A 21,685-nucleotide genomic window follows, 5' to 3' on the forward strand; every position below is an offset into this window, starting at 1 on the left:
CCGGCAAGCATCGCAACGGGCACCGGCGCAGCTACGAGAAATATGGGGCGAACGGGCATTCATTGCGGCCCAATATAACGCGCCTCAAAGCGCTTGTACAGCCTTTAGCACGTCGTCCACGTGACCCGGTACCTTGATGCCGCGCCATGCGTGGCGAAGCACGCCGTCCGCGTCGATCAGGAACGTCGAGCGCTCGATTCCGCGCACTTCCTTGCCATACATTTTCTTCATCTTGATGACATCGAACAACGCGCACAGCGCTTCGTCGGCATCGGAAATCAGCGGGAACGGCAGTTCGAGCTTGGCCTTGAAGTTGTCGTGCGAGCGCAGGCTGTCGCGCGACACGCCGATGACTTCCGCACCGGCTTTCTTGAACTTCGGATAGAGATCGCGGAACTGCAGCCCTTCGGTCGTGCAGCCCGGCGTGTTGTCCTTCGGATAGAAGTACAGTACGAGCTTCTTGCCCTTCAGGTCGGACAGCGAAATGTCGCCGCCCGTGGCCGGTGCGGTGAAATCGGGAACTTGACGGTCAACTTCGACAGACACGTGTTTCTCCTGTTGTTATGGAAGGGCGCCGCTGCGGCGGCGTGGTTCGGCGGGGCGTCGCGGCGACGCGCCGCGAGGGCGGGAGCGGCGACGCCGGCTCGCGCGCGAACTCAGTCGGGCTGGACGATCAGTTCGCCGGAGCGGCCGGGGATTTCGCCCCACGCGACAGGGTACGATGGCAGCGAGTCGCGGTCCAGCGTCGCGTGGTAGTCGCCCATCGTCGCAAACGTGTGGCCTTGCGCACGCCAGCCGGCGAGCAGTTGCTCGAACACGGGCGCGAGCTTCTGGCCTTCCAGTTCCGCATGCAGCGTGAACACCTGGTCGTGCGGATTGGCTTCGGTGAACTTGAGGATGTGCGCGGCGACGTTGTGCGTGTCGATGCCGTCGACGCCGAGCACTTCGTCGAGCGTCGGCAGCGTGGTCGGCATCTGCACGTGCGACAGCATGCGGCCGCCGACGACGGGCAGGTACGGCGAGTGGCCGCGACCGTCGGATGCGTAGCGCATCCCCCACGCGTCGATCTGCTCGAACGCGGAATCGTTCATCTGCCAGCCGGCCGCGCCGTGCGTGACGGGCGGCGCGCCGAAGATCTCGATGAAGCGCGCATGGCTCTTCTGCATTTCACGCGCGGTCCAGTCGCGATCGCGCACGCGCACGTTGTCCTGCCAGACCACGTGATCCCACGTGTGGATCCCGCATTCGAAGCCGGCCTCGTGAATCGCGCGCATGTCGGCGATCGCGCGGCGGCCGATGTCGGGGCCGGGCAGCAGCACGCCGTACATCAGCTGCTTCACGCCGTAGTGTTCGACGACCGACGTGCGCGACACCTTCTTCAGGAAGCCCGGACGGAACACGCGCCGCAGCGCCCAGCCCGTGTGATCGGGCCCGAGGCTGAAGAGGAAGGTCGCGCGCGCATTGAAGCGATCGAAGATGCGCGCGAGGTTCGGCACGCCTTCGCGCGTGCCGCGCAGCGTGTCGACGTCGATCTTGAGGACGATGCGAGCCAAGCGAACGTCCCGCTCAGCCTTGCTGTTCGACGAGCGCGCGCGCGTCGGCGACGTGGCCGCGATACGCTTCGAAGATGTTGCGCAGCGCGTCGTCGAACGTCGCTTGCGGCGCCCAGCCGAGCTCCTGCATCGTGTTGTCGATCTTCGGCACGCGGTTCTGCACGTCCTGGTAGCCGTTGCCGTAGTAGGCGCCGGACGTCGTTTCGACGAGCTTCACCTGCTTGGCCGAATCGGCGTACTCGGGGAATTCCGCGGCCAGTTCGAGCATCTTGTGCGCGAGCTCGCGAACCGAGAAGTTGTTCTTCGGATTGCCGATGTTGTAGATCTTGCCCGACGCGACGCCGCCCTTGTTCTCGATGATCTTCATCAGCGCGCTGATGCCGTCGCCGATGTCGGTGAACGCGCGCTTCTGCGAGCCGCCGTCGACGAGGCTGATGTTCTCGCCGCGCACGATGTGGCCGAGGAACTGCGTGACCACGCGCGAGCTGCCTTCCTTCGGCGTGTAGATCGAGTCGAGGCCCGGGCCGATCCAGTTGAACGGGCGGAACAGCGTGAAGTTCAGGCCTTCCATCCCGTAGCCCCAGATCACGCGGTCCATCAGCTGCTTCGAGCACGCGTAGATCCAGCGCGGCTTGTTGATCGGGCCGTAGGTGAGCGCGGAGGCATCCGGGTCGAACTGCTCGTCCGAGCACATGCCGTAGACCTCGGAGGTCGACGGGAACACGAGGTGCTTGCCGTACTTGACGGCCGAGCGCACGATCGGCAGGTTCGCCTCGAAGTCGAGCTCGAACACGCGCAGCGGCTGCTGGACGTAGGTGGCCGGCGTCGCGATCGCGACGAGCGGCAGGATCACGTCGCACTTCTTCACGTGATACTCGACCCACTCCTTGTTGATCGTGATGTCGCCTTCGAAGAAATGCATCCGCTCGTGGTTGACGAGGTCGCCCAGCCGGTCGGTCTGCATGTCCATGCCGAACACTTCCCAATCGGTGGTCTCAAGAATGCGCTTCGACAGGTGATGGCCGATGAAGCCGTTCACACCCAGGATCAGGACTTTTTTTGCTTTCATGAATGACGGGAAGAATGAATGAACTGCGCGAATTCCGCGGGCGCCACGACGGTTTCACCGCCGTCGCGCTGTTGCCGGAGCTCGAGAATGGATAGGGCGCGGCTGTCGCCGCAGACGCCGAATAGCGCATTATCGCTTACGTGCAGGCCGGGCGGCAAATCCGCGGCGGCCGCCGCCATCGCGCTGCCGGGCGCCGCGAGGCGCGCGCGCGCGATCACGAAGCGCGCGCCGTGGACGTCCGTGAATGCACCCGGATACGGGGGCGCGACCGCGCGCACCAGGTTGTAGACCTGCGCGGCCGGCTTCGACCAGTCGACGCGGCCGTCCTCGGGCTTGCGTCCGCCGTAGTAGCTGCCGGTCGCGAGATCGTTCGGCAGGTGCGGCGCCTCGCCCGCGAGCAGCGCGGGCAGCACGCGCCACAGCGTCTGCTCGGCGGCCACGGTGACCTTGTCGAATACCTGCGCGGCCGTGTCGTCCGGCAGGATCGGCACCGCGGTCTGGCCGACGATCGCACCCGCGTCGGGCTTGGCGGCCATCTCGTGCAGCGTCGCGCCGGTCTCGGTCTCGCCGTTCAGCACGGCCCAGTTGGTCGGAACCCGACCCCGGTATTTCGGCAGCAGCGAACCGTGCATGTTGTACGCGCCGCGCGGCGCGATCGCGAGCAGGTCCACCGGCAGCATGTGGCGGTAGTAGAACGAGAAGATGAAATCGGGCCGCGCGTCGGACACCGCGCGGCGCAGCGCCGGATCGGCGGGATCGGCCGGCGTGAGCACCGGAATGCCGTGCTCGGCCGCGACGGCCGCGACGCTGCCGAACCAGATGTTCTCGTTCGGATTGTCCTCGTGCGTGACGACCAGCGCGACGTCGACGCCGCGCGCGAGCAGCACCTGCAGGCACCGCACGCCGACGTTGTGATACGCGAAGACGACCGCGCGCGGCTTCATTGCACGGCTCCCGGATGGTTCGCGCCGGCCGGCACCGGCGGCACGCCATCGTGCTGCTCGAGCACGGCCTGGATCAGGTAGCGCGGCCGCGCGCGCACCTGCTGGTAGATGCGGCCGACGTATTCGCCGAGCAGGCCCAGCGCGAAGATGATCACGCCGAGCAGGAAGAACGTGATCGCGAACAGCGTGAACACGCCTTGCACTTCCGCGCCGACGATGAAGCGGCGCACGAGCAGCAGCACGAACAGCGCGGCGGAGCCGAGCGACAGGATCACGCCGATGAACGACAGCCACTGCAGCGGCACGACCGAGAAGCCCGTCACGAGGTCGAAGTTCAGCCGGATCAGGCTGTACAGCGAATACTTCGACTGGCCCGCGAAGCGTTCCTCGTGCGCGACCTCGATTTCGGTCGGGTTCTGCGCGAACGTGTACGCGAGCGCGGGGATGAACGTGTTGACTTCGCCGCACACGTTGATCGTGTCGATGATGCGGCGGCTGTACGCGCGCAGCATGCAGCCCTGGTCGGTCATCTTGATGCGCGTGATGCGCTCGCGCAGCCGGTTCATCATCTGCGACGCCTTGCGCCGCCACAGGCTGTCCTGGCGCTGCTTGCGGATCGAGCCGACGTAGTCGTAGCCCTCGCGCATCTTCGCGATCAGCTTGCCGATTTCCTCGGGCGGATTCTGCAGGTCGGCGTCGAGCGTGATGACGATCTCGCCGCGCGACTGCGCGAAGCCCGCGAGGATCGCCATGTGCTGGCCGTAGTTGCCGTTGAGCAGCACGACGCGTGTCGTGTCCGGCCGTACGTGGAACTGATCGGCGAGCATCGCGGCCGAGCGGTCGCGGCTGCCGTCGTTGATCAGGATCACTTCGTACGGCGTGTCGAGTGCGTCGAGCGCCGGATACAGTCGCGCGAACAGCGCGGCGAGGCCGTCTTCCTCGTTGTATACGGGGATGATGACCGAGACTTCGGGCCGGCCGGCGTCCAGATGCGCGGCGCCCGGGTGTCCGGCGCCCGGATGCCCGGCGCGTGCTTCAAGGTGACTCATGTACGCTTATTTTCCGTATTGTTCGCAAATCTGATTGACGGCGTCGACCACGCGACGCACGTCGCCTTCCGTCATCTGCGTAAACAGCGGCAGCGTGACGGTCGACGCGCCGTACCGTTCGGCGTGGGGGAACATCCCCTCCTTGAAACCGCGCGCACGGTACAGCGTGAAAAGATGGATCGCCGGGTAGTGGATGCCGGTGCCGATGCCGCGTTCCTTCATCTGCGCCATGAATTCGGCGCGCGTGATCGTCAGCCGCTCGAGCGGCAGCGTGACGAGGAACATGTGCCAGTTGCCGTTCTCGAATTCGGCGACCGGCAGGCCGAGGCCGAGCTTCACGGCCGCGCCGCCGTCGAACGCGGCGAAATACGCGCGGGCGAGCGCGCGGCGCTGCGCGGTGAAGCGCTCGAGGTGCGGTAGCTGGCCGAGGCCGACGCGCGCGGCGACGTCGGTCAGGTTGTACTTGCCGCCGAGCACGTCGCAGTCCATCCCGTCGAAGCCGGTGCGCGTGATGCCCTGCAGCCGGTACTTCTGCGCGAGCACGGCTTCGTCCTCGTCGTTCAGCACGAGCGCGCCGCCTTCGATCGTCGTCAGATTCTTGTTCGCGTGGAAGCTGAACGACACGAGGTCGCCGAACGCGCCGATGCGCTTGCCGTTCCACATCGAGCCGAATGCCTGCGCGGCATCCTCGATCACGCGCAGCTTGTGCGCGCGGGCGATCGCGTACAGGCGGTCCATGTCGACCGGCAGGCCGGACAGGAACACGGGGACGATCGCCTTCGTGCGCGGCGTGATCGCCTGCTCGAGCTTGTCGAGATCGATGTTGCGCGTGACGGGATCGATGTCCGCGAATACGGGCGTCGCGCCCGTTTCGATGATCACGTTGCTGGTCGAGACCCACGACGCCGGCGTCGTGATCACCTCGTCGCCGGGGCCGACGCCCGCGATGCGCAGGCCGATCTCGAGCGTGCAGGTACCCGAATTGAACGCGCGGACCGGGCGGCCGCCGCAGTACTCCGACAGCGCGGCTTCGAATTTCTGGCACTGCGGGCCGGTCGTGATCCAGCCCGAGCGCAGCACGTCGACGACGCCCTGGATGGTTTCCTCGTCGATCTCGGGGCGGGTGAACGGCAGAAACGGAGCGGTAGTCTGGCTCATGAACGCGTTGGGCCTGTAATGGCGTGTAATAAAAGGGTCGGGCGATCCGTCCGAAACCGGCATTAAACACCGGTTGGCCGATTCGTACCGTGATTTTTTGTAGGCGGACGCTTAACGCCGCGCGCCGTGCTCAGCTGCGCGCGAGCACGAGCACGCCGATCAGGATGATGCCGATGCCGACGAGCCGCTGCATCGACAGGACTTCGCCGAACAGGTACCACGCCGCGAACGCATTGACGACGTAGCCGAGCGACAGCATCGGGTACGCGATCGACACGTCGACCCGCGACAGCCCGACGATCCATACGACGACGCTCAGCACGTAGCAGCCGAGGCCGCCGATGATCGGCAATTGGGTCGCGATCTTGAATCCGACCGGAATGATGTTCGCACGGCTGAATTCGAAGTGTCCAACGGCGTTGACGCCGGCTTTCAGCAAAAGTTGCGCACAGGCGTTGAGCATCACGCCGGTGACGATGCAGACGAACGAAACGGGATTCATGCGGGGGACGTCCTTACGATTGCGGTTTCTCGACGATCACGCGGCGGTTGTCGCGCGCGATCACGCGCATCGGCACGCCTTCCTTGGCCAGCGCGTCGTACTGGCCGGGCGGCATGATCGCGAGCGCATGGGTGTCCTGCTTCCAGCGCGTGATCCATTCGCCGACGGTCGGGATCCACTTGTTCGGCTCGACCGAGATCCCGAACGCGAGCTCGTCCTGGCGCTGGACCATGATCGTCGTGTGGCCCACGTAGAACGGGAACGTGTGGTCGAGCATTTCGATCGAGTAGAACGGCGTGTCGGGCGGCAGCTTCGCCAGCTCGGCGCGCACGGCCGGCGCGAGCAGCGCGCCCGAGCTGTAGCGGCCGAACTCGTCGTGCCCGGTGCCGCCGATCGTGCCGAACGCGAGCCACGCGGCGCCGAACGCGGCGAGCGCGGCGGCCGCGCCCGCCCGGCGGTTGAGCCACGCGGCCGCGAGCGTCAGCGCGGCCGAGACCGCGAGGCCGGCGTACAGCCACATCTGGAACGCGCGGTACAGCGCGTTCGGCGTGCGGGCGTCGCCCTGGTACGCGAGGAAGATGATCCCGAACGCCGCGGCGACGAAGAACACGAGATAGCCGAGCAGGTGGCGGCGGAACCGGTCGGCCGTCATCAGCGGCAGGTACGCGCCGATGATCAGCGCGAGCGCCGGCGCGACCGGCAGCACGTACGAGATCAGCTTCGAATGCGACGCGCTGAAGAACAGGAAAATGAACGCGCTCCAGATCAGCAGCACGAGCATCGGCGAGAAGCCGTTCGGCTGGCGCGGCATGCGCAGCGCATGGCGGATGCTCTGCCACGCGACCGACAGCCACGGCAGGAAGCCGACCAGCAGCACGGGCACGAAGTAGTACAGCGGGCCCGGGCGGTTCTGTTCCGGGGTCAGGTACCGGCGGAACTGCTGGACGACGAAGAAGAAGTTGAAGAACTCGGGGTTGCGCTGCTGGACGAGCACGAACCACGGCGTGACGATCGCGAAGAAGATCACGAGGCCGCTGACGAGGTACAGGCGCTTCCACAGCGCCCAGTCGCGCGCGACCAGCGTATACAGCACGAGCACGGCGCCCGGCAGGATCAGGCCGACGAGGCCCTTCGACAGCACCGCCAACGCCATCGCGGCCCAGCACGCCCACATCCAGCCGCGTACCGCGGCCGGGCGCAGCCCGGGCCGCTGCGCGAGCAGCAGCGAGCAGAGCGACAGCGCCATCCAGAACGCGAGCCCCATGTCGAGCGCGTTGAAGTGGCCCATCAGGTTCCAGTACGGCGAGCTGGCCAGCACGACGGCCGCGAGCAAGCCCGACAGCGGGTTGAACAGGCGCGCGCCGGTGTAGCCGACGAGCAGCACGCCGGCGAAGCTCGCGACGGCGGTGTAGAGGCGCGCCTGCCATTCGCCGATGCCGAACCAGGCGAAGGTGAGCGCGTTCAGCCAGGTCTGCAGCGGCGGCTTCTCGAAGTACTTGTAGCCGTTGTAGCGCGGCGTGATCCAGTCGCCGGTGACGAACATCTCGCGCGCCATCTCCGCGTAGCGGCCTTCGTCGCTCGGGATCAGGTGGCGCAGCCCGAGCGGCGCGAACCAGACGATCGCGAGCGCGACGACGAGGAGGACGAGCGTGATGCGATTGAGCGGTAGCCTCGACGGCGTATCGTTCATGGGTTTTCAGCCTGTTGGTTGTTGTGACGGGCCGCCGGCGCGGTGCGCCGGGGGCGGGCGGCCTGGCCGGGGGCGATCCGGGGATCGACCCGCTGCGCCGGCCCGTGTTTTACCGCATCGGGGATTAACGTTCAATCAAGAGCGCGGCGGCGACTTTGCGGCCCTCGGCCATCAGGATGTTGTAGGTGCGGCAGGCGGCCTGGAAATCCATCGTCTCGACGCCGATCCGTTTCGCGGTGAGCGCCGCGACGAGCCGCGGGTGCGGAAAGCGCAGCCGCGCGCCGCTGCCGAAGATCACGAGTTCGGGCGTGGGGTCGAGCAGCATCGCGAAATGCTCGGGCGCGAGCGCGTCGAACGACACCACGGGCCAGGCCTGGACCGGCGCGCCGGGCAGGACGATGACGCTCGTTTCATGGCGTTCGAGGTTGACGTCGACATAATCGGGGCCGTAGCCGGTGACGGTGTTGAGCGCGCCGCTCGTGTCCTGGTGCAGTTTCAAATCGGTATTCCGCGGTTCCGTAGGGGAATGGATTGGCAGGGCCGTGGGGCCCGGCGGGCCGGTTTCGCGCGCTCCGGCACGCGCGGACGCCTGACGGCGCGGGCCCGGCGCGGCTATGGTGCATTGCGAAAGTCGGCCAAAATCCGCTAAATTATAACTTTTTGGTCGCCCCCGGGCGCCACTTGCGTCGTGCGTCGCCACAAGCCGCGTCCGGCCGCCGCTTTTTCCCAGCCTAGACAGCGCGCACAGACCGGCCGCTTTCCAGTTTTGATCCCGTCCCCCCGGCCGCAAGGCCAACCCAGGAACCGTGTCGTCGTGAAACCGATTCAGAAGTCGAACAAGCTGCTCAACGTCTGCTACGACATCCGTGGCCCGGTGCTCGAGCACGCCAAGCGCCTCGAGGAAGAAGGCCACCGCATCATCAAGCTGAACATCGGCAACCTCGCGCCGTTCGGTTTCGACGCGCCGGACGAAATCATCCAGGACATGATCCGCAACCTGCCGGCGTCGTCCGGCTATTCGGATTCGAAGGGCGTGTTCTCGGCGCGCAAGGCCGTGATGCACTACACGCAGGAAAAGGGCGTCGTCGGCGTCGGGCTCGACGACATCTACATCGGCAACGGCGCGTCCGAGCTGATCGTGATGGCGACCCAGGCGCTCCTGAACGACGGCGACGAAGTGCTGCTGCCCGCGCCCGACTACCCGCTGTGGACGGCGGCCGTGAGCCTGTCGGGCGGCACGCCCGTGCACTACGTGTGCGACGAGCAGAACGCGTGGATGCCCGACCTCGACGACATCCGCGGCAAGATCACGCCGAACACGAAGGCGATCGTCGTGATCAACCCGAACAATCCGACCGGCGCGCTTTATTCCGACGAATTGCTGCTCGAGCTGCTCGAGATCGCGCGCCAGCACGGGCTGATCGTGTTCGCCGACGAGGTCTACGACAAGATCGTCTACGACGGCCTCGAGCACACGGCGCTGGGCGCGCTGTCGGAGGACGTGATCACCGTCACGTTCAACAGCCTGTCGAAGAGCTACCGGTCGTGCGGCTATCGCGCGGGCTGGATGGCCGTATCGGGCCTCGGCGGCGACAACCGCCGGCGCGCGAAGGATTATCTGGAAGGGCTCGGCATCCTGTCGTCGATGCGCCTGTGCGCGAACGTGCCCGGCCAGTTCGCGATCCAGACGGCGCTCGGCGGCTACCAGAGCATCAACGAGCTGATCGTGCCGAACGGGCGCCTGTACAAGCAGCGCGAACTCGCGTATGACATGCTGACGTCGATCCCGGGCGTGACCTGCGTGAAACCGCAGGCCGCGCTGTACATGTTCCCGCGCCTCGACCCGAAGCTCTACCCGATCCAGAACGACCAGCAGTTCATTCTCGACCTGTTGCTCGAGGAACGCGTGCTGCTGGTTCAGGGCACGGGGTTCAACTGGGCGACGCCGGACCACTTCCGCGTGGTCTTCCTGCCGAACCTCGACGATCTGGCCGATTCGATCAACCGGATCGCGCGCTTTCTCGACGGCTACCGCAAGCGCCATTCGGTCTGAGCGGGCAGCGCCACACGGAACTCACTACTTCTTACTCATCGATCACACGCAGCATGGAACCGATCAAAGTTGGCCTGTTGGGCTTCGGCACCGTCGGCAGCGGCACCTTCACGGTGCTGCGCCGCAACCAGGAAGAAATCAAGCGACGCGCGGGGCGCGGCATCGAGGTGGCGCGCATTGCCGTGCGCAACCCGGCCAAGGCGCAGGCCGCGCTCGGCGGTGACGCCGCGGCCGCGCAGATCACCGACGACTTCAACGCGGTCGTCGACGATCCGTCGATCGCGATCGTCGCCGAGATGATCGGCGGCACCGGCATCGCGCGCGAGCTCGTGCTGCGCGCGATCGCGAACGGCAAGCACGTCGTCACGGCGAACAAGGCGCTGCTCGCGGTGCACGGCACCGAGATCTTCGAAGCCGCGCGCGAGAAGGGCGTGATGGTCGCGTTCGAGGCGGCCGTCGCCGGCGGCATCCCGATCATCAAGGCGCTGCGCGAAGGCCTGACCGCGAACCGCATCCAGTACATCGCGGGCATCATCAACGGCACGACGAACTACATCCTGTCGGAAATGCGCGACCGCGGCCTCGATTTCGCGACCGCGCTGAAGGCCGCGCAGGAACTCGGCTACGCGGAAGCCGATCCGACCTTCGACATCGAAGGCGTCGACGCCGCGCACAAGGCGACGATCATGAGCGCGATCGCGTTCGGCGTGCCGGTGCAGTTCGACCGCGCGTACGTCGAGGGCATCAGCAAGCTCGACGCGACCGACATCCGCTACGCGGAAGAGCTCGGCTACCGGATCAAGCTGCTCGGCATCGCGCGCCGCGCCGCAAACGGCATCGAGCTGCGCGTGCACCCGACGCTGATCCCGGAAAAGCGCCTGCTCGCGAACGTCGAGGGCGCGATGAACGCGGTCGTCGTGCACGGCGATGCGGTCGGCACGACGCTGTACTACGGCAAGGGCGCGGGCGCCGAGCCGACCGCATCGGCCGTCGTCGCGGATCTCGTCGACGTCACGCGCCTGCACACGGCCGACCCCGAGCATCGCGTGCCGCACCTCGCGTTCCAGCCGGACAGCCTGTCGAACACGCCGATCCTGCCGATCGAGGAAGTGACGAGCGGCTACTACCTGCGCCTGCGCGTTGCCGACCAGACCGGCGTGCTGGCCGCCATCACGCGCATCCTCGCCGAGTCGGGCATCTCGATCGACGCGCTGCTGCAGAAGGAATCGGAGCAGATCGACGGCGCGAACGGCGAGACCGACATCATCCTGATCACGCACGAGACGGTCGAGAAGAACGTCAACGCGGCGATCGCGCAGATCGAGAGCCTCGCGACGGTGGTCTCGAAGGTAACGAAGCTGCGCATGGAAGCGCTGAACTGAGGACCAGGAACGACATGAACTACATTTCCACGCGCGGCGCCGGCATCGGCGAGCGCCATACGTTCTCCGACATCCTGCTCGGCGGTCTCGCGAAGGACGGCGGGCTCTACCTGCCGGCCGAGTATCCGAGGGTGTCCGCCGACGAGCTCGCGCGCTGGCGCACGCTGTCGTACGCGGATCTCGCGTTCGAGATCCTGTCGAAGTTCTGCGATGACGTGCCGGCCGACGATCTGCGCGCGATCACGCGCCGCACGTATACGGCCGCCGTGTACAGCAACACGCGCCATGGCGAAAACGCGTCCGACATCACGCCGCTGAAGGCGCTCGGCACCGAGAACGGCGCGGCGCTGTCGCTGCTCGAACTGTCGAACGGCCCGACGCTCGCGTTCAAGGACATGGCGATGCAGCTGCTCGGCAACCTGTTCGAGTACACGCTCGCGAAGCACGGCGAAACGCTGAACATCCTCGGCGCGACGTCGGGCGACACCGGCAGCGCGGCCGAGTATGCGATGCGCGGCAAGGCGGGCGTGCGCGTGTTCATGCTGTCGCCGCACAAGAAGATGAGCGCGTTCCAGACGGCGCAGATGTTCAGCCTGCAGGATCCGAACATCTTCAACCTCGCGGTCGAAGGCGTGTTCGACGACTGCCAGGACATCGTGAAGGCCGTGTCGAACGATCACGCGTTCAAGGCGCGGCACAAGATCGGCACCGTCAACTCGATCAACTGGGCACGCGTCGTCGCGCAGGTCGTGTACTACTTCAAGGGCTATTTCGCGGCGACGCAGTCCAACGACGAGCGCGTGTCGTTCACGGTGCCGTCGGGCAACTTCGGCAACGTCTGCGCGGGCCACATCGCGCGGATGATGGGGCTGCCGATCGCGAAGCTGGTGGTCGCGACCAACGAGAACGACGTGCTCGACGAGTTCTTCCGTACCGGCGCGTACCGCGTGCGCAGCGCCGAAAACACCTATCACACGAGCAGCCCGAGCATGGACATCTCGAAGGCGTCGAACTTCGAGCGCTTCGTGTTCGACCTGCTCGGCCGCGATCCGGCGCGCGTGATGCAACTGTTCCGCGACGTCGAGGAGAAGGGCGGCTTCGATCTCGCGGCGAGCGGCGATTTCGCGCGTGTGGCCGAATTCGGCTTCGTGTCCGGCCGCAGCAGCCACGCCGACCGCATCGCGACGATCCGCGACGTGTTCTCGCGCTACGACACGATGATCGATACGCATACGGCCGACGGCGTGAAGGTCGCGCGCGAGCATCTGGAGGCCGGCGTGCCGATGGTCGTGCTCGAGACGGCGCAGCCGATCAAGTTCGGCGAGACGATCCGCGAGGCGCTCGATCGCGAAGCCGAGCGTCCGGCCGCTTTCGACGGGCTCGAGGCGCTGCCGCAGCGCTTCGAGGTCGTGAAGGCCGACGCGCAGCAGGTGAAGGACTTCATCGCCGCCCATACGGGCGCATGACGCACGGCCGGGCCCGCGGGCCCGGTCGCGCGGGACGGCCGGAATGCCGATTCGTCGAACGGATCGGGGTTCCGGCCGTTTCGTTTGGCGCGCGGGCATCGTACGCCGCGCGAAACAGGTGCCAGACCCGCGCGTTCGCGCCGATCACAGTTTTCGCATGCCCGCCATATCGCGCGCCCGCGTGGCGTCGTCGCTACAATGACGTATTGATTCCAACGATCCCCGATTCCATCGATGTCGAACCCGAATCCCGCGGCGCCGCGCGCGCCGATGCTGTCGACCGCCGAGGCGCTCGCCGCGCTGCTCGACGCCGCGAAGCCGCTGCCCGGCGCCGAAACCGTCGCCACGCTCGACGCGCTCGGCCGCGTGCTGGCGGCCGACGTCAGCTCGCCGCTCGACGTGCCGCCGATGCATACGAGCGCGATGGACGGCTATGCAGTGCGTGTCGCCGACCTGCTGCACGGCGACCGGCGCCTGCCGGTGTCGCAGCGCATTCCGGCCGGGCATCCGGCCGCGCCGCTCGCGGCCGGCACGGCCGCGCGGATTTTCACCGGCGCGACGGTGCCGCCGGGCGCCGATGCCGTCGTGATGCAGGAGCAGGCATCGGCCGACGGCGACGCGGTCGAGATCCTGCACACGCCGAAGGCCGGCGAATGGATCACCGCGCAGGGCGCGGACATCCGTCAGGGTTCGGTGATCCTGCCGGCCGGCACGCGGCTCACGCCGCAGGCGCTGGGTCTCGCTGCGTCGGTCGGCTGCGCGCAACTGGCGGTCGCGCGGCGGATTCGCGTCGCGGTGTTCTTCACCGGTGACGAACTGACGATGCCCGGCGAGCCGCTGAAGCCCGGCGCGATCTACAACTCGAACCGCTTCACGTTGCGCGGGCTGCTCGAGCGGCTCGGCTGCCACGTGACCGATTACGGCATCGTGCCCGACTCGCTGGCCGCGACGCGCGACACGCTGCGCGAGGCCGCCCGCGATCACGACGTGATCCTGACGAGCGGCGGCGTGTCGGTCGGCGACGAGGATCACGTGAAGCCGGCCGTGGAGGCCGAAGGCCGGCTCGCGCTGTGGCAGATCGCGATGAAGCCCGGCAAGCCGCTCGCGTACGGCGCGGTGCGCCGCGGCGACGAGCGCGCCGACGCGCATTTCATCGGGCTGCCCGGCAACCCGGTCTCGAGCTTCGTCACGTTCCTGCTGTTCGTGCGGCCGTTCCTGCTGCGCCTGTCCGGCGTGCGCGACGTCGCGCCGCGCGCGTTGTCGCTGCGTGCCGATTTTTCGCAGAGCAAGGGCGACCGGCGCAACGAATTCCTGCGCGCGCGCGTCAATGCGGCCGGCGGCCTCGACCTGTTCCCGAACCAGAGCTCGGCCGTGCTCACGTCGACGGTCTGGGGCGACGGCCTGATCGACAATCCGCCGCAGCACGCGATCAGCGCAGGCGAGACCGTGCGTTTCATTCCGTTTTCCGAACTGCTGTCGTGACGCGGCGGCTCCCCGAACCATGAAGATTCAACTGAAATTTTTTGCAAGCGTGCGCGAAGCACTGGGCGTGGCCGATGAAGAAGCCGACGTGCCGGACGGCGTGACGACCGTCGGCGACGTGCGCGCGTGGCTGCGCGCGCGCGGCGGCGCGTGGGCCGACACGCTCGCCGAAGGGCGCGCGTTGCGCATGGCGTGCAACCACGAGATGACCGACCCCGACACGCGGCTCACCGAAGGCTGCGAGGTCGCGTTCTTCCCGCCCGTCACGGGCGGTTGAGGGGGGAGGCGATGGCAGCGGTACGAGTCCAGACCGACGATTTCGATCTGAATGCCGAAGTGGCGGCATTGCGGGCGCGCAACCCGAAGATCGGCGCGCTCGCGTGCTTCGTCGGCACGGTGCGCGACCTGAACGAAGGCGATACGGTCGCCGCGATGGAGCTCGAGCACTATCCCGGAATGACCGAGAAGGCGCTCGAAAAGATCGCGGCCGAGGCCGGCCGGCGCTGGCCGGGTGTCGACGTCGCGATCGTGCACCGCGTCGGCAGGCTGCTGCCGCTCGACCAGATCGTGATGGTCGCGACGGTCGCGTCGCACCGCGGCGACGCGTTCGCGTCGTGCGAGTTCGTGATGGATTATCTGAAGACCGAAGCGCCGTTCTGGAAGAAGGAAACGACGCCGGACGGCGAGCGCTGGGTCGATGCGCGCAGCACCGACGACGCCGCGCTCGCGCGCTGGGGCGTCGAGTCGGGCAACGCGCCGCGCTGAGCGCGGCACGCGGGCGATGCAGCGAAGTGCCGCGTGCGTGCCGTCGTCGCGTGTAAAGGGCGTTACGCGTCCGGGTCGACGCCGCGCCCGATGATCTTCGTCGGAAAAGGCTCGCCGCGGGCGCGCGACGGTAACGCGTGCGAATCGTCGCCCGCGTCGCGGCGGCGCGGCGCGATCGCGTCGAGCAGCGCCTGCTGCTCGGGCGGAATCCGGTAGTCCCAGCCGAACCGGCTCAACTGCAGGCTCTGCGCGATCCGCAGCGCGGGCTCCATGAAACGAACCGCCGCGGGCGGCGCGTAGCGCGCTTCGACGGTGTTCAGGAACAGCGACAGCCAGCGGCTGAAATGGGCCGGCTCGATCCCGTCGAGCGGCTGGTGCGCCTGCTGCACGTTGCCGCGATAACCCTTGGTGCCGAGCACGAGGCTCGACCAGAACGTCACCATCTTCGGCAGATGGTCGTCCCAGCGGCCGGCCAGCTTCGCGTCGAATACGGGCCCCAGCAGCGGATCGGCGCGTACGCGGTCGTAGAACGCGTAGACGAGATCGCGGATGTTGTCTTCGGTCGGCTCGGCGTCGCGGGGGCGGGCCGGTACGGTATCGGGCGAGACGGGTTGGGCAGTCATGACGAAAAGGGCCGGTAGAGCGGGGCGGTGACGGCGCGACGGCGCCGGCGACGGGCAGGACGCCGGTCGGATTTTGACGCAAAATAGCGTCCAATAACCCCTGGAAAACGTGTAGATATCCCGCATCTTATTGCGCGCACGCGATCCCGGCAACCCGGGGCCGCGCCACGGCGCCGTCTATCGGCCCTGCACGCCTCGCGATCGGCCCGGTTCATCCGAGCGGGGCACGATCGACCTTTTCTGTATTCGCTCATGAGACTCACCGACTACACCGACTATTCGCTGCGCGTGATGCTGTATCTGGCCGTGCGCGGCGAGGGGCTCGCGACGATCCAGGAGATCTCGGACGCCTACGGCATCTCGAAGAACCATCTGATGAAAGTCGTCCAGCGGCTCGGCGAACTGGGCTGGGTCGACACCGTGCGCGGCCGCAACGGCGGGCTGCGGCTGTTCGCCGATTCGCTGCGGCTGACGGTCGGCCAGGTCGTGCGGGCGACCGAAAACGACTTCGCGCTGGTCGGCTGCTTTTCGCCCGACGGCAGCGAGCCGCGCGGCTGCGTGATCGAGCCGCAGTGCCAGCTGAAAAGCGTGCTGGCGGCCGCGCGCGATGCGTTCTTCGCGGAGCTCGATCGTCACACGCTCGGCGAGCTGGCCGTGCCCGCATCGCCGCTCGCGGCGTTGCTCGGCATTCGTCCGGTCGCGCTCGTGCGTGCCGCGCCGGTGCCGGACGAAGCGCCGGCAGTTGAACAGACGTCGTCCAAGGCCCCCTGATGCGCGGGGCGCCGCGCGCTGCCCGCTCGCGCCATCACGCCGCCGGACCGTTTTCAGGCTATCCGGCAATTTTTGCGCTGAATCAACCCGAATTTCGCTTGAAAGCCGCATAACCATCCTCATCTTGGTGTTAATCGAAAATTGGAGGTCTCAACCAAATGAGAATCGACAAGCTCACCACCAAGTTCCAGGAAGCACTCGCGGACGCGCAAAGCCTCGCGGCGGGCCGCGACAATCAATACATCGAACCCGTTCACGTGCTCGCGGCGCTGGTCGCGCAGCACGACGGCTCGGCCCGCTCGCTGATGTCGCGCGCGGGCGTGCACGTGCAGGCGCTCCAGGGCGCGCTGAACGAAGCCATTTCGCGCCTGCCGCAAGTAACGGGCATGGGCGGCGACATCCAGATCGGCCGTGAGTTGGCCGGCCTGCTGAATCAGGCCGACAAGGAAGCGCAGAAGCTCAACGACACGTTCATCGCGAGCGAGATGTTCCTGCTCGCCGTGTCCGACGACAAGGGCGACGCCGGCAAGCTCGCGCGCCAGCACGGTCTCACGCGCAAGGCGCTCGAAGCCGCGATCGCCGCGGTGCGCGGCGGCTCGCAGGTGCACAGCCAGGACGCCGAAAGCCAGCGCGAGGCGCTGAAGAAATACACGGTCGACCTGACCGAGCGCGCCCGCGCGGGCAAGCTCGACCCGGTGATCGGCCGCGACGACGAAATTCGCCGCTCGATCCAGATCCTGCAGCGCCGCACGAAGAACAACCCGGTGCTGATCGGCGAGCCGGGCGTCGGCAAGACCGCGATCGTCGAAGGGCTCGCGCAGCGGATCGTCAACGGCGAGGTGCCCGAGACGCTGAAGGGCAAGCGCGTGCTGTCGCTCGACATGGCCGCGCTGCTCGCCGGCGCGAAGTATCGCGGCGAGTTCGAGGAGCGCCTGAAGGCCGTGCTCAACGACATCGCGAAGGACGAAGGCCAGACGATCGTCTTCATCGACGAAATTCATACGATGGTCGGCGCGGGCAAGGCCGAAGGCGCGCTGGACGCGGGCAACATGCTCAAGCCGGCGCTGTCGCGCGGCGAGCTGCACTGCATCGGCGCGACCACGCTCGACGAATACCGCAAGTACATCGAGAAGGACGCCGCGCTCGAACGCCGCTTCCAGAAGGTGCTCGTCGACGAGCCGAGCGTCGAGGCGACGATCGCGATCCTGCGCGGGTTGCAGGAGAAGTACGAGCTGCACCACGGCGTCGACATCACCGACCCGGCGATCGTCGCCGCGGCCGAGCTGTCGCATCGCTACATCACCGACCGCTTCCTGCCCGACAAGGCGATCGACCTGATCGACGAAGCCGCCTCGAAGATCAAGATGGAAATCGATTCGAAGCCGGAAGAGATGGACAAGCTCGACCGTCGTCTGATCCAGCTGAAGATCGAGCGCGAAGCGGTGAAGAAGGAGCAGGACGAAGCGTCGCAGAAGCGCCTGCAACTGATCGAGGAAGAGATCGATCGCCTCGGCCGCGAATATGCGGACCTGGAAGAGATCTGGACCGCCGAGAAGGCCGCGGTGCAGGGCAGCGCGCAGCTCAAGGAAGAGATCGAGAAGGTGCGGGCGGACATCGCGCGGCTGCAGCGTGAAGGCAAGCTGGAGAAGGTCGCCGAGCTGCAGTACGGCAAGTTGCCGCAGCTCGAGGCGCAACTGAAGCAGGTCACGCAGGCCGAGGAGCAGGAGCAGCACAACCCGACGCGTCCGCGACTGCTGCGCACGCAGGTCGGTGCGGAGGAAATCGCGGAAGTCGTGTCGCGTGCGACGGGCATCCCCGTGTCGCGGATGATGCAGGGCGAACGCGAGAAGCTGCTGCACATCGAGGAAAAGCTGCACGAGCGCGTGGTCGGCCAGGACGAGGCGATCAGCGCGGTGGCCGATGCGATCCGTCGGTCGCGCGCGGGGCTCGCCGATCCGAACCGTCCGTACGGCTCGTTCCTGTTCCTCGGCCCGACCGGTGTCGGCAAGACCGAGCTGTGCAAGGCGCTGGCGTCGTTCCTGTTCGATTCGGAAGAGCACCTGATCCGCATCGACATGAGCGAGTTCATGGAGAAGCACAGCGTCGCGCGGCTGATCGGCGCGCCGCCGGGCTACGTCGGCTACGAGGAAGGCGGCTACCTGACGGAAGCCGTGCGCCGCAAGCCGTACAGCGTGATCCTGCTCGACGAGATCGAGAAGGCGCATCCGGACGTGTTCAACGTGCTGCTGCAGGTGCTCGACGACGGCCGCATGACGGACGGGCAGGGGCGTACGGTCGACTTCAAGAACACGGTCATCGTGATGACGTCGAACCTCGGCTCGCAGGTGATCCAGGCCATGACGGGCTCGCCGCAGGACGAGATCAAGGACGCCGTGTGGCTCGAGGTGAAGCAGCATTTCCGCCCCGAGTTCCTGAACCGGATCGACGACGTCGTCGTGTTCCACGCGCTCGACCGCAGCAACATCGAGTCGATCGCGAAGATCCAGCTGGCGCGCCTGCATGACCGGCTCGCGAAGCTCGACATGGCGCTCGACGTGTCGCCGGCGGCGCTCGAACAGATCGCGAAGGTCGGCTACGATCCGGTGTTCGGTGCGCGGCCGCTGAAGCGCGCGATCCAGCAGGAGATCGAGAACCCGGTCGCGAAGCTGATCCTCGCGGGCCGCTTCGGTCCGAAGGACGTGATCCCGGTCGACGTGAACGACGGCCAGTTCGTGTTCGACCGCGTCGTTCACTGATCGTCCGCCATCGGCCGCGTGCCCGGCTCACGCCGGGCGCGCAAAAACGAACACCCCGCCTCGGCGGGGTGTTTGCTTATGGAGCGGCCGAACGGGCCGCCCGGTCGCGGCGCGGGCTCTCAGCCCTGCTTGTTGCCGCCGAACATGCCGGCGAGCTGCGTGAGCGTGCCGAGCACGTTCGACGTGTCGACCTGGCCGCTGGCCGGCACTTCGCCGTTCGGCGTCGCGCCGTTGACGACGTGCGGCAGCACCTGCGCGAGGATCGACGAGGCCTGCGCGGGATCGATGCCGACCTTGCTCGCGAGCGAGCCGACGACGTCCGAGCCGAGCACGTTCTGCAGCGTATCCGGCGAGATCGGCTGGTTTTCGCCGGTGCCGACCCACGAACCGATGATCTCGCCGGCGCCGCCGGCCTTGAACTTCTCGATCAGCCCGTTCAGGCCGCCCGGCTGGTTGTTGATGAATTCGAGCGCGGTCGTGATCAGCGCGCTTTGCGAGTTGCCGCCGGCCTGGCCGCCGATCAGACCGCCGACGATGTCGAGGAGACCCATGGTTCTTCACCTTCACTGAAAAGGGCGCCGTGACGACGGCGCCCGTTGAACGAATGCCGCGCGCACGCCGTCGCGCGCGCGGCGCACATCAGGCGCCCGACGCCGCGGCGGCGGAGGCTGCCTTGTCCTTCTTGCTCTTCTTCTTCGAACCCTTCGCGGCCTTCGTGGACGACGCGGCCGCCGGTGCGCTCGCACCCGCGTCCGCGGATGCCGCTGCCGCCGCTGCCGCCTTTTCCTTCTTCGATGCGCGCTTGGTCTTGGCCGGCTTGGCGGCTGCTTCCGGTGCGCTCGCCGCCGGCGCGGGGGCCGTGGTCGTCGTGCCGGCCGTCGCGGTCGTGGACGTCGATGCGGTGCCTGCCGAGGTCGTGGTCGATGGGGTCGCCGACGTCGTCGCGGCCGGCTTCGACGGCTTCACGCCCTTCGGCGGCGTCGACGAGCCGCCGATCGTCAGGCCGTTTTCCTCGAGATGCCCGACCGACTTCGTGCCGAGACCCTTCACGCGGTTCGCGAGATCGTCGGCGTCCTTGAACGGGCCGTTCTTGGTGCGTTCGTCGATGATCGCCTTCGACTTCACGGGCCCGAGACCCTTCACGGATTCGAGCGCGGCCTGGTCGGCCGTGTTGACATCGACGGCAGCGGCAAGGCCGGCGGCGAGCGACAGCGACAGCGCGACGAACAGCATCAGCAGCTTTTTCAGCATGGCAAGGGCTCCCTGGTTCTGACGGATGAATGGTTGTTGCAACGGACGGCGGCCCACGAGCTGGCCGGGCGTCGCCGTTAAGCATAGGACAAATGCGTGCCCTTTTTGAGACAGGCTGATCGCATCTTGCTGAAGGCTTGCGGTGCTGTAAAGGCCGAAAGCGGTCGCGGCGGGCGATTTTGACCATTCTTTACGGTGTCGCAGGGGGATCGCGGGCGAACGCCGCACTGGCCGTCAGACAATGCTTGACTTAGAGTGAACTCTAACTCCTAACCTTGTTCCTGCCATGTCGAAAACCCTATCCCAACCCTCCGCCGCCGGTCCGCTGACGATCGGGCAAGTCGCCGAACTGACGGGCGTGTCGACGCACACGTTGCGGTATTACGAGCAGGCCGGCCTGCTGCGCGCGATTTCGCGCACGGCGGCCGGGCACCGGCTCTATGCGCCGGCCGACCTTGACTGGCTGGCCTTCGTGATGCGCCTGAAGGCGACCGGCATGCCGATCGCGCAGATGCAGGCGTTCGCGGTGCTGCGCGAGCAGGGCGAGTCGACGTTCCGCGCGCGGCGCGACTTGCTGGTCGCGCATCGCGACGCGGTGCGCGCGCATATCGCGGAGCTGCAGGCGAGCCTCGATGCGATCGGCGCCAAGATCGCGTACTACGAGGCGCAGGAACGGGAAACGGAACGACGGGCGAATCTTTCTCACTCTTTATCGGAACAGGACGGACAAGATGGAACGACTCGTTGAGGATCGCTACACGCGCGGCTGGAACAAGCTCAAGGAAATCGACGGCGAAGCGGGCGAACGCGTGATCGCGGCGCTTGCGCCGATCGCGCCGGATTTCGCGCGGCTCCTGGTCGAATTCAGCTTCGGCGACATCTACAGCCGGCCGCAACTCGACCTGAAGGCGCGCGAAATCGCGACGATCGCCGCACTGGCCGCGCTCGGCAACGCGCAGCCGCAACTGAAGGTGCATATCGAGGCCGCGCTGAACGTCGGCTGCACGCGCGACGAGATCGTCGAGGTGTTCATGCAGATGGCCGTGTATGCGGGGATGCCGGCCGCGCTCAACGCGCTGTTCGCCGCGCACGAGGTGTTCAAGCGGCGCGACGAAGCGGCCGGCGGGGCAGACCACGCGAACGAAGCGGCCGGGCAGCCCGCATGACGGCG

At 67.1% G+C, this 21,685-nt stretch carries 22 protein-coding genes; 10 read left to right on the forward strand and 12 right to left on the reverse strand.

Translation table 11 applies throughout. The features are described from left to right. Positions 1–84: 84 nt before the first annotated feature. The 9 genes from C5F75_RS08980 to C5F75_RS09020 form a co-directional block, all read right to left on the reverse strand. Entirely contained in the window at positions 85–546 is a 462-nt protein-coding gene (locus tag C5F75_RS08980) for a peroxiredoxin (RefSeq protein WP_059645625.1), read from the reverse strand. Positions 547–656: 110 nt separating this feature from the next. Next, positions 657–1,553, reverse strand: a complete 897-nt coding sequence (locus tag C5F75_RS08985; protein WP_104012112.1) for a polysaccharide deacetylase family protein — start codon at positions 1,551–1,553, stop codon at positions 657–659. 13 nt (positions 1,554–1,566) lie between these two features. Continuing rightward, a complete protein-coding gene (locus tag C5F75_RS08990; protein WP_006478632.1) occupies positions 1,567–2,622 on the reverse strand; it encodes a bifunctional UDP-4-keto-pentose/UDP-xylose synthase in 1,056 nt (351 codons plus the stop codon). Beyond that, a complete protein-coding gene (locus C5F75_RS08995) occupies positions 2,619–3,566 on the reverse strand; it encodes a formyltransferase (RefSeq protein ID WP_104012113.1) in 948 nt (315 codons plus the stop codon). Before C5F75_RS08995 ends, C5F75_RS08990 begins: the two co-directional genes overlap by 4 nt. Further along, positions 3,563–4,615 carry a glycosyltransferase gene (locus C5F75_RS09000; RefSeq protein ID WP_059645634.1) on the reverse strand — a complete coding sequence of 351 codons (1,053 nt, stop codon included), beginning with the start codon at positions 4,613–4,615 and terminating at the stop codon, positions 3,563–3,565. Before C5F75_RS09000 ends, C5F75_RS08995 begins: the two co-directional genes overlap by 4 nt. A gap of 6 nt (positions 4,616–4,621) precedes the next feature. After that, positions 4,622–5,773, reverse strand: a complete 1,152-nt coding sequence (locus C5F75_RS09005; protein ID WP_104012114.1) for a DegT/DnrJ/EryC1/StrS family aminotransferase — start codon at positions 5,771–5,773, stop codon at positions 4,622–4,624. 130 nt (positions 5,774–5,903) lie between these two features. Then, complete coding sequence (locus C5F75_RS09010) at positions 5,904–6,275, reverse strand: EamA family transporter (RefSeq protein WP_059585272.1); 372 nt, start codon at positions 6,273–6,275, stop codon at positions 5,904–5,906. A 13-nt stretch (positions 6,276–6,288) separates the two neighbouring features. Next, positions 6,289–7,965 carry a glycosyltransferase family 39 protein gene (locus C5F75_RS09015; RefSeq protein WP_059585273.1) on the reverse strand — a complete coding sequence of 559 codons (1,677 nt, stop codon included), beginning with the start codon at positions 7,963–7,965 and terminating at the stop codon, positions 6,289–6,291. A 124-nt stretch (positions 7,966–8,089) separates the two neighbouring features. Further along, the gene (locus tag C5F75_RS09020) at positions 8,090–8,464 is read right to left on the reverse strand and encodes an Mth938-like domain-containing protein (protein ID WP_059585274.1); all 375 of its coding nucleotides are present in this window, start codon (positions 8,462–8,464) and stop codon (positions 8,090–8,092) included. 315 nt (positions 8,465–8,779) lie between these two features. Between C5F75_RS09020 and C5F75_RS09025 the strand changes: the two genes are divergently transcribed. The 6 genes from C5F75_RS09025 to C5F75_RS09050 all read left to right on the forward strand — a co-directional run bounded on the left by C5F75_RS09025 (position 8,780) and on the right by C5F75_RS09050 (position 15,113). After that, positions 8,780–10,018, forward strand: coding sequence for a pyridoxal phosphate-dependent aminotransferase (locus C5F75_RS09025; RefSeq protein ID WP_059585275.1), 1,239 nt, complete (start codon positions 8,780–8,782; stop codon positions 10,016–10,018). A 53-nt stretch (positions 10,019–10,071) separates the two neighbouring features. Continuing rightward, the gene (locus C5F75_RS09030) at positions 10,072–11,400 is read left to right on the forward strand and encodes a homoserine dehydrogenase (RefSeq protein WP_059585276.1); all 1,329 of its coding nucleotides are present in this window, start codon (positions 10,072–10,074) and stop codon (positions 11,398–11,400) included. Positions 11,401–11,414: 14 nt separating this feature from the next. Beyond that, complete coding sequence (gene thrC, locus C5F75_RS09035; protein WP_059585277.1) at positions 11,415–12,866, forward strand: threonine synthase; 1,452 nt, start codon at positions 11,415–11,417, stop codon at positions 12,864–12,866. A 234-nt stretch (positions 12,867–13,100) separates the two neighbouring features. After that, positions 13,101–14,348: a molybdopterin molybdotransferase MoeA gene (locus C5F75_RS09040; protein ID WP_059585278.1), complete on the forward strand. Its 1,248-nt coding sequence runs from the start codon at positions 13,101–13,103 to the stop codon at positions 14,346–14,348. 19 nt (positions 14,349–14,367) lie between these two features. Beyond that, the gene (gene moaD, locus C5F75_RS09045; protein WP_059585279.1) at positions 14,368–14,625 is read left to right on the forward strand and encodes a molybdopterin converting factor subunit 1; all 258 of its coding nucleotides are present in this window, start codon (positions 14,368–14,370) and stop codon (positions 14,623–14,625) included. An 11-nt stretch (positions 14,626–14,636) separates the two neighbouring features. Then, the gene (locus C5F75_RS09050) at positions 14,637–15,113 is read left to right on the forward strand and encodes a molybdenum cofactor biosynthesis protein MoaE (protein WP_059585280.1); all 477 of its coding nucleotides are present in this window, start codon (positions 14,637–14,639) and stop codon (positions 15,111–15,113) included. 62 nt (positions 15,114–15,175) lie between these two features. Here C5F75_RS09050 and C5F75_RS09055 read toward each other — a convergent pair whose 3' ends face one another. Continuing rightward, the gene (locus tag C5F75_RS09055) at positions 15,176–15,736 is read right to left on the reverse strand and encodes a group III truncated hemoglobin (RefSeq protein WP_059585281.1); all 561 of its coding nucleotides are present in this window, start codon (positions 15,734–15,736) and stop codon (positions 15,176–15,178) included. A 252-nt stretch (positions 15,737–15,988) separates the two neighbouring features. Between C5F75_RS09055 and C5F75_RS09060 the strand changes: the two genes are divergently transcribed. Further along, entirely contained in the window at positions 15,989–16,507 is a 519-nt protein-coding gene (locus C5F75_RS09060) for an Rrf2 family transcriptional regulator (RefSeq protein WP_059585282.1), read from the forward strand. 158 nt (positions 16,508–16,665) lie between these two features. Then, positions 16,666–19,263, forward strand: a complete 2,598-nt coding sequence (gene clpB, locus C5F75_RS09065; RefSeq protein ID WP_104012115.1) for an ATP-dependent chaperone ClpB — start codon at positions 16,666–16,668, stop codon at positions 19,261–19,263. 119 nt (positions 19,264–19,382) lie between these two features. Here the strand turns inward: clpB and C5F75_RS09070 are convergent, their stop codons facing one another. Together C5F75_RS09070 and C5F75_RS09075 are read right to left on the reverse strand one after the other, a co-directional pair. Next, the gene (locus C5F75_RS09070; RefSeq protein WP_059585284.1) at positions 19,383–19,814 is read right to left on the reverse strand and encodes a YidB family protein; all 432 of its coding nucleotides are present in this window, start codon (positions 19,812–19,814) and stop codon (positions 19,383–19,385) included. Positions 19,815–19,902: 88 nt separating this feature from the next. Continuing rightward, the gene (locus C5F75_RS09075; RefSeq protein WP_059585285.1) at positions 19,903–20,514 is read right to left on the reverse strand and encodes a ComEA family DNA-binding protein; all 612 of its coding nucleotides are present in this window, start codon (positions 20,512–20,514) and stop codon (positions 19,903–19,905) included. Positions 20,515–20,800: 286 nt separating this feature from the next. Here C5F75_RS09075 and C5F75_RS09080 point away from each other — a divergent pair, with 286 nt between their 5' ends. Next, a complete protein-coding gene (locus C5F75_RS09080; protein WP_059585286.1) occupies positions 20,801–21,262 on the forward strand; it encodes a MerR family transcriptional regulator in 462 nt (153 codons plus the stop codon). Continuing rightward, positions 21,246–21,680: a carboxymuconolactone decarboxylase family protein gene (locus C5F75_RS09085; protein WP_059585287.1), complete on the forward strand. Its 435-nt coding sequence runs from the start codon at positions 21,246–21,248 to the stop codon at positions 21,678–21,680. The genes C5F75_RS09080 and C5F75_RS09085 overlap by 17 nt, the downstream gene beginning before the upstream one ends. Positions 21,681–21,685: the final 5 nt, after the last annotated feature.

It is taken from the genome of Burkholderia anthinoferrum (assembly GCF_002925705.1).
GTDB classification, from domain to species: domain Bacteria; phylum Pseudomonadota; class Gammaproteobacteria; order Burkholderiales; family Burkholderiaceae; genus Burkholderia; species Burkholderia semiarida.

What these genes read in the sequence shown, in the direction of transcription:
- C5F75_RS09005 (WP_104012114.1), bottom strand. Translation starts at nt 5,773, where the DNA reads ATGAGCCAGACTACCGCTCCGTTTCTGCCGTTCACCCGCCCCGAGATC.
- C5F75_RS09060 (WP_059585282.1), top strand. Translation starts at nt 15,989, where the DNA reads ATGAGACTCACCGACTACACCGACTATTCGCTGCGCGTGATGCTGTAT.
- C5F75_RS09010 (WP_059585272.1), bottom strand. Translation starts at nt 6,275, where the DNA reads ATGAATCCCGTTTCGTTCGTCTGCATCGTCACCGGCGTGATGCTCAAC.
- C5F75_RS09050 (WP_059585280.1), top strand. Translation starts at nt 14,637, where the DNA reads ATGGCAGCGGTACGAGTCCAGACCGACGATTTCGATCTGAATGCCGAA.
- C5F75_RS08995 (WP_104012113.1), bottom strand. Translation starts at nt 3,566, where the DNA reads ATGAAGCCGCGCGCGGTCGTCTTCGCGTATCACAACGTCGGCGTGCGG.
- C5F75_RS09030 (WP_059585276.1), top strand. Translation starts at nt 10,072, where the DNA reads ATGGAACCGATCAAAGTTGGCCTGTTGGGCTTCGGCACCGTCGGCAGC.
- C5F75_RS09040 (WP_059585278.1), top strand. Translation starts at nt 13,101, where the DNA reads ATGTCGAACCCGAATCCCGCGGCGCCGCGCGCGCCGATGCTGTCGACC.
- C5F75_RS09015 (WP_059585273.1), bottom strand. Translation starts at nt 7,965, where the DNA reads ATGAACGATACGCCGTCGAGGCTACCGCTCAATCGCATCACGCTCGTC.
- C5F75_RS09055 (WP_059585281.1), bottom strand. Translation starts at nt 15,736, where the DNA reads ATGACTGCCCAACCCGTCTCGCCCGATACCGTACCGGCCCGCCCCCGC.
- thrC (WP_059585277.1), top strand. Translation starts at nt 11,415, where the DNA reads ATGAACTACATTTCCACGCGCGGCGCCGGCATCGGCGAGCGCCATACG.
- moaD (WP_059585279.1), top strand. Translation starts at nt 14,368, where the DNA reads ATGAAGATTCAACTGAAATTTTTTGCAAGCGTGCGCGAAGCACTGGGC.
- C5F75_RS09080 (WP_059585286.1), top strand. Translation starts at nt 20,801, where the DNA reads ATGTCGAAAACCCTATCCCAACCCTCCGCCGCCGGTCCGCTGACGATC.
- C5F75_RS09000 (WP_059645634.1), bottom strand. Translation starts at nt 4,615, where the DNA reads ATGAGTCACCTTGAAGCACGCGCCGGGCATCCGGGCGCCGGACACCCG.
- C5F75_RS09070 (WP_059585284.1), bottom strand. Translation starts at nt 19,814, where the DNA reads ATGGGTCTCCTCGACATCGTCGGCGGTCTGATCGGCGGCCAGGCCGGC.
- C5F75_RS09075 (WP_059585285.1), bottom strand. Translation starts at nt 20,514, where the DNA reads ATGCTGAAAAAGCTGCTGATGCTGTTCGTCGCGCTGTCGCTGTCGCTC.
- C5F75_RS08990 (WP_006478632.1), bottom strand. Translation starts at nt 2,622, where the DNA reads ATGAAAGCAAAAAAAGTCCTGATCCTGGGTGTGAACGGCTTCATCGGC.
- clpB (WP_104012115.1), top strand. Translation starts at nt 16,666, where the DNA reads ATGAGAATCGACAAGCTCACCACCAAGTTCCAGGAAGCACTCGCGGAC.
- C5F75_RS09085 (WP_059585287.1), top strand. Translation starts at nt 21,246, where the DNA reads ATGGAACGACTCGTTGAGGATCGCTACACGCGCGGCTGGAACAAGCTC.